Origin of the sequence: Mucilaginibacter sp. NFR10 (genome assembly GCF_900100445.1) — a bacterium.
Lineage (GTDB): Bacteria > Bacteroidota > Bacteroidia > Sphingobacteriales > Sphingobacteriaceae > Mucilaginibacter > Mucilaginibacter rubeus.
On the sequence record NZ_FMTV01000006.1, the window covers coordinates 307,869 to 320,545 of the forward strand.

At 42.9% G+C, this 12,677-nt stretch carries 12 protein-coding genes; 3 read left to right on the top strand and 9 right to left on the bottom strand.

Annotated features, from left to right (window positions below; all coding sequences use genetic code 11):
• Window positions 1-59: 59 nt before the first annotated feature.
• Both BLP33_RS20450 and BLP33_RS20455 read left to right on the top strand, forming a co-directional pair.
• Entirely contained in the window at window positions 60-995 is a 936-nt protein-coding gene (locus tag BLP33_RS20450; protein ID WP_090532596.1) for an alpha-E domain-containing protein, read from the top strand.
• 80 nt (window positions 996-1,075) lie between these two features.
• Complete coding sequence (locus tag BLP33_RS20455; RefSeq protein ID WP_090532598.1) at window positions 1,076-2,044, top strand: transglutaminase family protein; 969 nt, start codon at window positions 1,076-1,078, stop codon at window positions 2,042-2,044.
• 80 nt (window positions 2,045-2,124) lie between these two features.
• On the opposite strand, the gene BLP33_RS20460 is transcribed toward BLP33_RS20455, so the two are convergent.
• The 7 genes from BLP33_RS20460 to BLP33_RS20490 form a co-directional block, all read right to left on the bottom strand.
• Window positions 2,125-3,339, bottom strand: coding sequence for a glycosyltransferase family 4 protein (locus BLP33_RS20460; RefSeq protein WP_090532600.1), 1,215 nt, complete (start codon window positions 3,337-3,339; stop codon window positions 2,125-2,127).
• A gap of 57 nt (window positions 3,340-3,396) precedes the next feature.
• Window positions 3,397-3,993, bottom strand: a complete 597-nt coding sequence (locus BLP33_RS20465) for a ribonuclease HII (protein ID WP_090532602.1) — start codon at window positions 3,991-3,993, stop codon at window positions 3,397-3,399.
• Window positions 3,994-4,079: 86 nt separating this feature from the next.
• The gene (locus BLP33_RS20470; RefSeq protein WP_090532604.1) at window positions 4,080-5,318 is read right to left on the bottom strand and encodes a PP2C family protein-serine/threonine phosphatase; all 1,239 of its coding nucleotides are present in this window, start codon (window positions 5,316-5,318) and stop codon (window positions 4,080-4,082) included.
• A gap of 40 nt (window positions 5,319-5,358) precedes the next feature.
• Window positions 5,359-6,567: an ABC transporter permease gene (locus tag BLP33_RS20475; protein WP_090532606.1), complete on the bottom strand. Its 1,209-nt coding sequence runs from the start codon at window positions 6,565-6,567 to the stop codon at window positions 5,359-5,361.
• A 221-nt stretch (window positions 6,568-6,788) separates the two neighbouring features.
• A complete protein-coding gene (locus BLP33_RS20480; protein WP_229701675.1) occupies window positions 6,789-7,919 on the bottom strand; it encodes a glycosyltransferase family 2 protein in 1,131 nt (376 codons plus the stop codon).
• Window positions 7,916-8,878 (bottom strand): lysylphosphatidylglycerol synthase domain-containing protein, encoded by a 963-nt coding sequence (locus tag BLP33_RS20485; RefSeq protein ID WP_090532608.1) that lies wholly within the window; start codon window positions 8,876-8,878, stop codon window positions 7,916-7,918. The genes BLP33_RS20480 and BLP33_RS20485 overlap by 4 nt, the downstream gene beginning before the upstream one ends.
• A gap of 82 nt (window positions 8,879-8,960) precedes the next feature.
• Window positions 8,961-9,806 (bottom strand): dienelactone hydrolase family protein, encoded by an 846-nt coding sequence (locus BLP33_RS20490; RefSeq protein ID WP_090532610.1) that lies wholly within the window; start codon window positions 9,804-9,806, stop codon window positions 8,961-8,963.
• Window positions 9,807-10,017: 211 nt separating this feature from the next.
• Between BLP33_RS20490 and BLP33_RS20495 the strand changes: the two genes are divergently transcribed.
• On the top strand, window positions 10,018-11,226 hold the full coding sequence (locus BLP33_RS20495; protein ID WP_090532612.1) for a sensor histidine kinase: 1,209 nt from the start codon (window positions 10,018-10,020) through the stop codon (window positions 11,224-11,226).
• Window positions 11,227-11,380: 154 nt separating this feature from the next.
• Here the strand turns inward: BLP33_RS20495 and BLP33_RS20500 are convergent, their stop codons facing one another.
• Both BLP33_RS20500 and BLP33_RS20505 read right to left on the bottom strand, forming a co-directional pair.
• A complete protein-coding gene (locus BLP33_RS20500) occupies window positions 11,381-11,761 on the bottom strand; it encodes an RNA recognition motif domain-containing protein (protein WP_090532614.1) in 381 nt (126 codons plus the stop codon).
• Between the two features lie 311 nt (window positions 11,762-12,072).
• Window positions 12,073-12,468 (bottom strand): GreA/GreB family elongation factor, encoded by a 396-nt coding sequence (locus tag BLP33_RS20505; RefSeq protein WP_229701676.1) that lies wholly within the window; start codon window positions 12,466-12,468, stop codon window positions 12,073-12,075.
• Window positions 12,469-12,677 lie beyond the last annotated feature (209 nt).

Below are 12,677 nucleotides of genomic sequence, written 5' to 3' on the forward strand. Positions count from 1 at the left end.
AAGGATGCGGAGCCAAGTAAATCCGAAATTGAACATCCTAATTCCGAAATTCAGATCATATGTTAAGCAGGGTTGCAGCAAGTTTTTATTGGTTAAGCCGTTACATTGAGCGCAGCGATGGTATGCTGCGGATGCTCAAAATTAATTATGCGTCATCGCAGGATACGGTGCAGGAATTTACCTGGGAACCCGTAATGCGGATCTTTGCCGGACTAAACGCCGGTGAAGCCGAAAAGCTGGACAACGACAGCCGGTCGGTTTTAAAGTATATGGTTACCGGGAAAAACAACCCTAATTCCATACTCAACATCATTACACTGGCGCGTGAAAATGCACGCGGCGTACAGGAGCACATTACCAAGGACCTTTGGCAATGCCTGAATGAATATTACCACACCGTAAAAGATCCGCGACTGGAACGCGCCCTGCACCGGGAAGACCCGATAGGGGTACTGGACGTGCTGATAAAACAAGTAATGCTTTATTACGGCACAGTGGAGATTACTATGGAGCGCGGCGAAGGCCGTGCATTTATGAACATTGGCAAATACCTGGAACGGGCCATCCAGTCGGTTGATATTTTGGATACTAAATTCAGCTCGATAAGCGACAACCCCGATCTGCTTACGGATACCACTTACTGGAAACACCTGCTGCTTTCATTGGGTGGGTACGAACTGTATTTAAAAACCTATCGTGAGGGGTTTGAGGCCGAAAATGTTTTGGAGCAGGTTGTTCTGAACAACGATTTTCCGCGCTCGGTTATTTATTCGGTAAATAATATTCAGCGTTATTTCGACAGATTGAAGAATGACAGCAATGCCGATGACTACAGGGAAATGTCGTTTCAGATAGGCCGGTTGCAAAGCCGCATAAAGTATAGTTCGGTAAAAAGTATCAAGCAGGAGGGCTTGCACTTGTTCCTCACCCAGATCAGGAGTGAGCTATACGGCATAGGCAATTCATTAAACCAGCATTACTTTGCTAATTCATGATCACAATTTGAAGATTTGAAAATGCCGGTCTATCTTTTCATTTTCAAATTTTCAAATCCTCAAATTAAAAAATTAAAACAATGCCTGAATTTAAGATCCAACATATCACCAAATACACCTATGAAGGCCCTGTTCGTGACAGTGCCAACCAAATCATCCTGTTCCCGATAAAAGATGAATACCAGGAAGTGGTAAAACAGGAGCTAAATATAACAGGCAGCCCGGTTGTTGATACTCATATCGATTACTATGGCAACGAGGTTGGCAGTTTCACCTACAGCAACCAGCATAATATGCTGGTTATAAACTCAAAGCTGGTTGTCATTACCCGACAGCGCCCCCTTCCGGTTAATGATATTTTTCCGGAGCAGCAATGGGAGGACCTTAAGCGGCTTCAATACATGGTGCCCTATATTGATTTTTTAAAGCAGGAATATTTTGAAGGCCTGCCCGAGCTACAGGAAATAGTTGAGCAGGAACGGCGTAAAGATGAAACGCCCTTTCAGATAGCACTTCGTTTTTGCGGCTGGGTTTATAAAAATTTTGAGTACATCAAAGGCGTTACCACTGTTGAAACTACACTGGATGAAGTATGGAAGCTTAAAGCCGGCGTTTGCCAGGATTTTGCCCATATATTAATGGTGATGCTCCGCCAGCTTAAAATACCATCCCGTTATGTAAGTGGTTATATCTGTACCCATAGCAGCGCTATGCGCGGCGAGGGAGCAACCCATGCCTGGGCCGAAGTGTATGTGCCCGACTATGGCTGGCTTGGCATCGACCCTACAAATAACTGTATTGCCAATGAAACCCACGTACGCCTGGCCGTGGGCCGCAATTTTTCAGATTGTTCGCCGGTTAAAGGTGTTTATAAAGGCGCCTACGGCCACAAGCTGGAAGTGTCAGTAATTGTTGACGATGCAGATACTATTGTTTTTGAGGATAAAACCCACGAATCGCCGGCTATGCACACGGTAGCCGAATTTCCTAAAAACAGCTATCAGCGATATATGGAGATCATTCAGCAGCAACAACAACAGCAACAGTAGATTAGTTGGCAGTGGCAGTTTTCAGTGGCAGTTGGCAGCGGAGAAATTGTTGTCACACCAACAACGGTATAGGGAATCTCTTATTCAGGTAAATCAACGTTCAGGCTTTGATAAAAAGCAACAAGGCCCGGTGCTATTACATGTACATCGTGCTGTTCTTCAATTAAACGGCGGGCGTTGAGGCCAATATTACGGCAAAATTCTTCGTCGGTAATACAGCGTTCAATGGCATCATAAAACTCCTGCCGGTTATTAGCAATAAGGATATTAGTGCCATTGGTAAAATTGATGCCTTCGGCACCTAATGAGGTAGAGATAATGCATTTTTCCATCGCCATACCCTCTACTATTTTAACCCGCATGCCACCACTTGAAAGCAAGGGCACTACCATAATAGCCTTACTATTCACAAACTCAGATGCATCGTCAACCTCACCCTGGATAAAGATCTTTCCCATCGCTTCATAATCATCAAAGCTATCGGGGATGTTATGTCCGGCAACATAAAATTTTACGCGCAGATCGCCCTCGGTAAGGTCTTTATAAAAATTCTCAATAAACCATTCAATCCCTTCCCGGTTGGGCATCCAATCTAACGAACCTAAAAAAAACAAACTTGGAAACTCCGTTTTATTATAGTCCGGCTTATAATCGGTCAGGGAAATACCTACCGGAAAAATATCAACCGGAATGGTAACACCGTAGGATAACAGCGTTTTTTTATCTTCATTGGTAAATACAGCAATGGCATCAAATTTATTAAGCTGCTGCAGTTCATAATCTTTCACCCGGCGGGCCAGCAAATGCAGGTACCACTTCTTAAACAGGTCGCTTTTTCGTTGTGCCAGCCTCATCCATACCTGGTGTTCAATATTATGCGACCGGTAAATCAACCTGGCTTTGGTATGCTTACGCATAGCGGCCAGGTAAGGCGTTACAAACAGGCCTTCAAACTGGATAACATCGTATGATGTCTGGCGCAATTCGCGTAGCAGGAGTTTTTCAAATTCGGCATTGTAATAACGATCAACGTCGTTTGATTTTTTGCTGAACAGATTGGTTATGGAATCAAGTACAGATATATTAATGTTAATGTCATATGATGTGTACCTGATCTTCTGCATTAGCTCATCTTCGTCTGTTTGTACACTACCATGATATCTTTTCCCGTTTAAAGCCACCAATGCAACTTCATGCCCAAGTGCAATCAGCCCTTTTATGGTATTGCAAACCACAATAGCGTAACCGCCATTCTGCGGAAATGGGACACGATGTGTTAAAATTAGGATCTTCAAACGGTGGATTTGGTTTTTAACAAAAATACCATCCTGAACGTGGTATTCAAAACTTCATTAAAAAATACTTAACTGCGGATCGGTAACCCTGAAAGTGCGGCGGTGATAGGGCGTAAAACCAATCTTCATTACGGTTTCGCGGTGCCTAATGGTTGGATAGCCTTTATTGGTATGCCATTCATATTCCGGGTGTTCGGCCGCTATTTGCATCATATAATCGTCGCGGTAGGTTTTGGCTAGGATAGATGCAGCCGCTATGCTGAAATATTTTCCATCGCCTTGTATAATACACTCATGTGGGATGTTCCGGTATTTTTTGAAGCGATTGCCGTCGATGATCAGAAACTGGGGTTCAAGATGTAATTTTTCGATGGCCCGGTGCATGGCCAGGAATGACGCGTTGAGAATATTGATCTCATCTATCTCCAGATTATCAACAGATGCTACGGCATAAGCCACCGCTTTTTCCTCAATTTCGGCCCGAAGCTGGTACCTTATCTCTTCAGTAACTTGCTTAGAATCGTTTAGCAGGTGATGATCAAAATCAGGCGGTAAAATAACTGCGGCGGCAAAAACAGGCCCGGCCAAACATCCGCGTCCCGCTTCATCGCATCCTGCTTCCAAAAATTCGTACTGGTACCTGGCTGATAACATCCGGCAAATATAATAAGAGTTGTAAACGTGTTAGTAAAACAATTAGTATGATGAGTTTTTCAACATGTGGTTAACGCATCCTTTGCTTAAAAAATTTTTAGCGTAAGCAGGGTAATATCATCAATAGGCTTGCTTTTATAAACGTTGCTCAAATAATCCAACAGCGCCTGGTTAAAATTATCGGGCGATAGCTCGCCATGCGCAAGCACAAAATCAAGTAATTTATCCTCATTCCATATTTTGGTGCTGGGCGATTCAAAATCCATGAGCCCATCTGTATAGTTAAAGATCAGGCTGCCGGGCTCCACATCAACTTCGCCCTCGTTTAAAAAAGGCAGATCTTCAAAAACCCCAATCATGGTGGTACCCAGTTTAAGTGGAATGGCCCCGCCTTCTGAATAAAGTATAGTTGGGTTGTGCCCTGCATTGATATAATTAAGCCGCCGTTTTTTTTGATTATATCGCGCAAGGAACAGGGTGATAAACCGTTCGCCTTTGGTATTGCTGAGCACGATCTTGTTTAAACGGTCAATAATATTGGTCAAATCATCCTCAACCGCCGCCCAGGCATGCAGGCTGGCCTGGAAATTGGCCATCAGCAAAGCAGCCGAAATACCCTTACCCGATACATCGGCAATACACCATAAAAACTCATGCTCATTAAGGCGGATAAAATCAAAATAATCACCGCCTATGTTTTGATGCGGAAGATACTTAGCCCCGATCTCCACACTGTCGTCTTTATGCTCACGCATGGGGATCAGCATATTCTGCACTTCTACGGCAAGCTCCATCTCGCGCAAAAAACGTTCTGATTGCAGCCGTTCGCGGAAAAGTTTTTTATTTTCAAGTGCCACAATGATCACGTTCATCAGCGTTTGGATGAAATTGAGATCATTATTAAGCATCTCGCCCGAGGTATTAAAATCGCCGATAAGGGCGTAGGCAAGTGCCTTGCTTTTGTGATATACCGGGATAAAGTAATTATATTTTTTAAGGACAGGGTCGCGGTGCCCGGCAATAGCTATAGGTGCTTTAACCTTACTCAGCTTTTTACACGCACGGGCCAGCACTACCGACGATTCAACGTCGCCGCCATACTTGGCTATACAGGCAAATTTATCATCTTTTTCAATCAAAAACCTGAGTTTACCTACCTGCAAATAGTTTTGCAGGATAACTTCCAGCATTTGAATGAGGATAGGAGTAGCGGTGTTTTTGTTTATGGCCCGCGTAATTTCCAATAAAGAATTTAATTCCGACTGCCGTTTGAGCAAAAGCCTGATCAATTCGTCTTCGCCGGAACCGTCGTCTATATTCAGCATATTGATATAAGTACGCTGACTAAAATAGAAGAAATAATTTTTAAATACGAGTACTTTGTGATTTTATATCAAAGGCATCGCGCAAGCCAACAGTAACCAGGTTAAAAGCATAAACCAGCAGCATAATTGCCATACCAGGAATGATAGCCAAAAAAGCCGAATCCATAACAATATAACCATAATGTTCCTTGATCATGCCGCCCCAGGTTGGCATAGGTGGTTGTGCACCAAAACCCAAAAAACTAAGGCCCGCCTCTAAAAGTATAGCTGAGGCAAAGTTTGAGGAGGCCAAAACCAGTATTGGCCCGGTTATGTTGGGCAAAATATGTTTAGCTATAATGCGCTTGTTGCTAAAACCCAATGCCCTTGCGGCCTCGATGTACTCCACCTGTTTAAGGCCCATTACCTGACCGCGCACCAGGCGCGCCACTTCAACCCACATGGAAAGGCCAACGGCTATAAATATTTGCCATAGTCCTTTACCCAACGCAAATGATATGGCTATCACCAGTAACAGGGCCGGCAGCGCCCATAAAATATTCATCAGCCAGCTTAATGAGGCATCAACCCATCCCCCCAAATAACCCGCTACCGCACCTACAGTTACGCCCAGCAGCATACTGATGATAACCGACATTAAACCAACAGCAAGCGAGATCCGTGTGCCCAGCAGCAGGCGGCTTAGCATATCCCGGCCATAACCATCAGTACCAAGTAAAAAGGTTTTAGCCCCGATATTCTCCTCCCGTAAGCGGGCTTCAAACTTTTGATAAACAGCCGGGATTGCAGGCAGGGCAACAATTTGGCCGTTATAATTAAAAGTAACCCTCCCGTTTTTATAAACCGGCTTTTGCCCGGTCATTACCTCAAAAATATTGTAGGCTTTTTTCTCGGGCTTATCTTCATCGCCAATATATCCGTTAACGTAAATAGAATCTTTAACGAAATGATACCCGGTAACGGGAACTTCTTTATAAAACGACGGCTGCCCATACAGCATCCTGCTGAACAAATTTACGGTATCAACAGCCTCCGCTTTCCTGAGCTTTAACATCATATAGGTTGAGCCTGGCTTTTTTATACTGAGCTGTATGACCATATTATTGGCCAGGGGCGTATCATCGGGCATAATGAGGTAGCCCAGTATCGCAACAAGCAGCGTAAGCAGGATAAATGCAAGCCCGCCTAAAGCAATTTTATTACGCTTAAAAACACGCCAGGTGCGTTTTGCTGGTGTAATTTTGGCCAATGTGTTAATAGTTCATGTGTACTGGCTAAATATCGCTTAAATAGGTGCAATTAGCAATAAGGACGGCTTTCTTTACATTTAGATAGCTGAAAGCTCAAAGCAGAAAGCTGAAGGCCGAAAGCATAAAGCTTACGAGCCTGGCATGACTAAATCCAGTACATCTGGTCTGCTTTGGTTAAGCCCCAATTTCAGCTTTATGCTTTTAGCCTTGAGTTTTTAGCTCATTTAACGATTCTGCCTTTCCAGGCATACTTCTTATTTTTTCCTAAAAAACCGATAATGACGAAATAAAGGATATTAAGCGGCAAAACAAAGCTTACGTACAGCAGCAGTTCGCGTCGTTTTAAGAAGTTCATGATCGGTGTCATGTATAACAAGTCTATCGCATATTTAATTCCGATAGTAAGCAAAAACAATTTCAGGAAACAGCTATCGAAAATACCCAGCACGGCGGTTAACAATAGCATAAAATTACACAGCCAGATACTAAGCGCAAAGGCAACCATTTTTTTATTTTTGTACTTGGTTGATTTTGATGCCCAGCGGCGCCGTTGTTGCATAAACTCTTTTAAATTAGGCTTTGCGTGGGTATATACAATTGCCTCGCGCCGTTTTAAAAAGGCTATCCTGCCGGGATAACGTTCTCCAACCTTGTGCAACAAAAGTTCATCATCGCCCGAGGCCAGGTCATCAATGCCGGTAAAACCGCCAACTTCATAAAATACATCTTTACGATAGGCAAAATTTGCCCCGTTGCAGGTGGCGGCAAAACCATGGCCTAAAAACGCGCCCCCCATGCCAATAAGCGATGAAAAATCAAGCGTTTGCATGCGCTCAAATACCGATTGCTCCTGGAAATAAGTTACCGGCGAAGAAATCATAACCAGGTCATGCTGCTCATAAAATCCAACTATAGTACGCAGCCATTGATTACCCATGCGGCAATCAGCATCTGTTGCTACCATTAAGTCGCCTGTTGAAAGCTTAATGGCTTCGGCTATCGCTTTCTTTTTATAGGAGTTAAGTGTTTCGCCAAGCCTAAGCTGCAACAGCTTTACGCCCTGTGCCGCATAGCTGCTGATGATAGCTGCGGTATTATCGGTTGAATGATCGTCAACAATAATGACCTCCACCAGGTGTTTGGGATAATCCTGGGCCAAAATATCTTCAATGGTAAGGTGAATCTTCTCTTCCTCATTACGGGCCGCAATAAGCACAGTAACTTTGGTGCTAAATGTTTGGGCAATAACCGGAGGGGTGGTGACCTTTGCCCAGCCTATCCGGAGATAGATGAGCAACAGCACATAAAGGCCCATGGAAAATAATGAAATAATACTAATCAGCGCGGTCAAAAGAATTTGAGTTTTAAAACAAAAAACGATCCTAAAATAGCAGGAATAAATAAATTAATAAGCCATATTGACGATACACCGGCTATTACGGCGATATTTTGATCGGTCACATACACAAACAGGTGCGAAGCAGTAAAGCCGCGTACACCAATATCAAAAAGATCAAGCGAAGGGATAGCTGATGATACCACGAAAAACAGCATCAGCATCAGCATCATCGGTACAACAACCATATGCGGCATCAACAACTGAAAAACCAGAAAATACTGCATTGAAAACGTGATATACCGCGCAATGCTAAAACCCATGATCTTGATAAGCTCGTGGGTGTGATACCGGCCCATTACTTCAAAAAAGCGGTGATATTTTTTGATGAACGGAACCCTGTCAAGCAAAGTAACCGCCCACTTGATATGAAAATAAAATATCAGCTGCATAGCTGCAATTACAACGCCGATAGCAACTACCCCCCAGGCCAGCAATAAATTGGCATGAATAAAATTGACTACGAACCAGATCATGGCTATTACGCCCAAAACATTGGTTACCGAACCCTGGCTAAATGAACCTACGCCCATGGCAAAAATACCCGGAATACGTTTGCGGGGGGGTAAAAACATCACACGTCCGCCATATTCGCCCAGCCTGTTTGGTGTGGTTACTGCCCATGTAAGGCCGCAAAAAACCGCCTCAACAGCTTCCCATAAAGAAATATTGATTAATGTTTTGGTTACATAGCGCCATTTAAGCGCTTCCAGAAACCAGTTTAAAAACATCAATATAACTACCAGTCCCATAACAATAACAACATGGGTAGTACTTATTTGCGATGCGAAATGTTCAAACTGCTTTAGGTCGTTATTCTTTTTGTTGAACTGCCGGTAAATAAACCACCCTGCAATTATCAATATACCGGCCTTAAGAAGATACGAAACAACCTTTTTAGCAGAACGTGTCAAGTAGATAAATTTTTATGCAATGTTACAAAAAAATGGGGCATGCCAAAGCTTGCCCCATACAACACGATACTGTTAATTTTGTTTACTTCAATCTTGCTTTTAAAAACACCAGCGTATTTGCATAAGCGTATTTGGTAGCATCGCTGTTATAAATAGGATTGCTCGGGTTTGCAAAACCATGGTCGGCATCATACTGGTGCAGATAAACCTTTTTTCCGGCGGCTTTCATATCAGCATCAAATTTGGCTACAACCTTAGGGTTAATCCACTGATCTTTATTGGCGAAGTTCCCCAGCACATCGGCGTTTAAGGTTTTTAGTTTATTTACATCCTGCTCGGGCATGCCATAATACATTACACAAGCTACCGCCTTTTTACCCGCAAGTAAGCTGGTTTGCAAACTCCACCCGCCGCCAAAGCACCAGCCAATAGTAGCGATATGTGCTTTGGGGCCGGCATATGCTATGGCTCCGTTTACTATAGCACGAGCCCTGTCGTCATTTACCGCCTGCATAAATTTCCCCGCGTCTTCGCGTGTGGCAGCTACCTTGCCGTCGTATAGGTCAAGGTCAATGATGTTGACGTTACCCAGGTCATTATAAAGCTTTTCTGATTCTTTTTTTACATAGTCATTAAGGCCCCACCATTCATGTATCACCAATAGATAATTGTTAGTAGGTTTTTTAGCTTTCATAAAAAATGCTGATGCCTGTTTCCCGTCGGATGTTTTGTAGGTGATGACCTCGCCTATACTGCTTTGAAAGCGGATTGGCAAAGGATTTTTGTGCGACATTTTGAACCGGGTATCAGAGGCCAGCATGGCAAACTGCTGTGTTGCCGATGGATTACTGCAGCAAACTATTTTGCGCTGCGCAGAAGTTATAGTGGCTATGCCGATAAATAATGTAAATAAGAGCAGTTTTTTCATAGGGTTCAATTTTATGTTAATTAACGCTGATGTGCGTTAAAACAATTACGTTGATAATATAGTTTTAGTTGCGGGGGTTAATGTGATTAACCGGCATAAATTTACGATAATGCATACACAATTACCTAAAATTTAATGCACGCCTGTTTATTATCCATTGAATCTTATGTGGGTAAAAGCACGTATATAATAATTATCAATATATATTAATATGCCTGTCCCGCCAATTCCTGATAATGAAATGGAAAGGCTTTTAAGCCTGTCGGAGTTTGATCTTGATTATACCGAACACAAAGACAGTTTTAAGGACCTGGCCAAGCTGGCAGCCAAGGTTGCCGGTACGGAGGTTTCGCTGGTTAACCTTATCGACTCCTATACCCAATGGAGCATCAGTGGCCATGGTTTAGAAATCGAACAAATGCCGCGTGAGGATTCGGTTTGTCAGTATACTATTATAGACGGAGAGTATTTTGAGGTTGAAGACTTACGGAATGACGAACGTTTCCGGGATAAATTTTATGTAACCGACGGACCCAAATTAAGATATTATTATGGCATACCGCTAAAGGTAGGCGACGATCATAATATCGGGGCCTTATGTGTGCTTGATAAAAACGTTAAAGAACTCACTCCCGAAAAGGTTGAACTTTTAAAGATCATTGCTAATGAAATACTAAGCAGGTTAAAAGATCTGAAAGTAATTAACAAATTAAAAAGTAAGCTTGCTGAAGCCGGCGAAATTCAAAAAAAGGTGGCTCATGATATCCGCGGGCCGTTAAGCGGGATCATCGGCCTCGCCCAGCTGATCAGCGAACAGGGAGAGGCAAACCAGATAGAAGAAGTGCTGGAGTTTACCAACCTGATCCATAAAAGCGGGCGGTCGATACTGGAGCTTGCAGATGAGATCCTGAGTGCTGATAAAAACGATCATAAACGCATATCCAATGGGGCGGAATTTAACCTGCTGGTATTTAAAGATAAAATTGAACGGCTTTTTATTCCACAAGCCCGCAATAAAAACATTTTGCTTACGGTTACAACCTCATCCGAATCGGAGCGGGTTCCCTTTGCCCGGAATAAACTATTACAAATAACGGGGAACCTCATCTCAAACGCCATAAAATTTACTCCGGCCGGCGGTTATGTTAATGCAGACCTGAGTCTCGAACTGAACGACCATACCCACATACTGCAAATCCAGGTGAAGGACAGTGGTGTTGGCATAGATGAAAAAGGTATCGAAAAAATACTGAAAGGCAATGCAGCGTCAACAGCAGGCACAACTGGCGAAGCCGGCTTTGGCTTTGGGCTGGCACTAGTAAAACATCTGATTGAAACCCTTAAAGGGACAATCAGTATCTACTCAAAACCTGGCGAAGGGACTGTATTTGAGGTAAGGCTGCCGCAAAAAATGCAATAATAAAAGAACCTGTCCGGAGGATAATAGGGCATAAAGATTTGCGTAGGCAAAAAAAATCCCTAAATAAGTTATTTTCCTGAAGGTAGATTATAGATGCAATGCTTAAGGTAAAATACCGGCCTAAAAGCCCGGTATTTTACCTTAGATTATATTTTTACCAGCTTTTGCCGCCGCCGCCACGGTTATCTCTTGAATAGCCGCCACCGCCACCGCGGTTGCCGCCACCGTAACCACCGCCGCCACGGTTACCACCACCGTAGCCACCGCCACTGCTTCTGCGGTCACCGCCTGGTTTTTTCTCTTCTGCCTGGCTTACTGCAATTGATCTACCTTTAACTTCAGAACCGTTTAGGCCGCTTATAGCTTGTTGTGCTGCCTCATCATCTGCCATTTCAATGAATCCGAACCCTTTGCTTCTTCCTGATTCCCTGTCAATAATAATTTTTACGGAGTTAACTTCACCATAAGCTTCGAAAAGCTGCTTTAAATCGGCTTCCCCTAAAGAAAAAGGAAGACTTCCTACGAATATGTTCATTAATATTTAGTTTTTAATGGGCATGCTTTGTTAATTACCCACGTTTTGTTAACATCAAATATAGTAATAGATATTTGATGATTACTGCATGTTTATGTGAATGAATGCTTTTATTTTAAAAAAAATTATTTTTTTGACCCTTTTGAGGAAATAAATGGTGAAAGCCAATCCATTAATACAAAGGCCAATCCGTTTTGTTTTGAAAATATAGTGTTTTCGTAAAATAAATATAGAAAGAATGGGCCGCCCGTATTTTTTTAATATTAAAGTAACATAAAGTTATTTTCCGAAGATAAATCGGTATTAAAAACCTAAACAACCGACTCAATTTTATAGCGTTTTCCATTTAGCGCAAACTCATCTCCGGCTTTTTTGCCGTTAAGTAAATTGCCTATTGGAGATGCGGGCGAAACCGCGAAAAATGTTTTGCCATTGAGTGTCAAAACACCGGCGCTAATGGCCAGGTAAAAATTGCCGTTATTGGTAATTATCACACTGCCGGATTCGGCATGCATCGATACCCCGGTGGTATTGATGCGGTTTAAAGCCACCAATAGTTTGTTGGCTTCATTTAGCTGCGCCATATTGCGGTTGGTTTCCTGCTGCATCATTTCACGCCCGGTTTCATATTTATCACCCGCGCTGCTTTTGGTATCATCGGTTGACGCCCTTTGGGCATCGGCTATGGCAAGTTCCGCGGCCTCCATGATTTTACGCACGTGATTAACACATAATTGATGTAATTCTTTCTTCAGATCGCCCATTTATGATATCAAACAAAAGACTAAAATAGGTGAAAAGATCAAATTTTATTGGCAAGAAAAACTGCTGTAAAATAAAAGCCCCCTTGCACTCGCTGCTTGGGGGCTTTAAACCTAAACCTTATCACTATTTGCAGGCGTTAACCTACAAAGTA

Excerpts from the sequence above, each read along its gene's own strand:
- BLP33_RS20500 (WP_090532614.1), bottom strand. The coding sequence starts at position 11,761 with ATGAACATATTCGTAGGAAGTCTTCCTTTTTCTTTAGGGGAAGCCGAT.
- BLP33_RS20505 (WP_229701676.1), bottom strand. The coding sequence starts at position 12,468 with ATGGAGGCCGCGGAACTTGCCATAGCCGATGCCCAAAGGGCGTCAACC.
- BLP33_RS20490 (WP_090532610.1), bottom strand. The coding sequence starts at position 9,806 with ATGAAAAAACTGCTCTTATTTACATTATTTATCGGCATAGCCACTATA.
- BLP33_RS20450 (WP_090532596.1), top strand. The coding sequence starts at position 60 with ATGTTAAGCAGGGTTGCAGCAAGTTTTTATTGGTTAAGCCGTTACATT.
- BLP33_RS20465 (WP_090532602.1), bottom strand. The coding sequence starts at position 3,993 with ATGTTATCAGCCAGGTACCAGTACGAATTTTTGGAAGCAGGATGCGAT.
- BLP33_RS20470 (WP_090532604.1), bottom strand. The coding sequence starts at position 5,318 with ATGCTGAATATAGACGACGGTTCCGGCGAAGACGAATTGATCAGGCTT.
- BLP33_RS20455 (WP_090532598.1), top strand. The coding sequence starts at position 1,076 with ATGCCTGAATTTAAGATCCAACATATCACCAAATACACCTATGAAGGC.
- BLP33_RS20495 (WP_090532612.1), top strand. The coding sequence starts at position 10,018 with ATGCCTGTCCCGCCAATTCCTGATAATGAAATGGAAAGGCTTTTAAGC.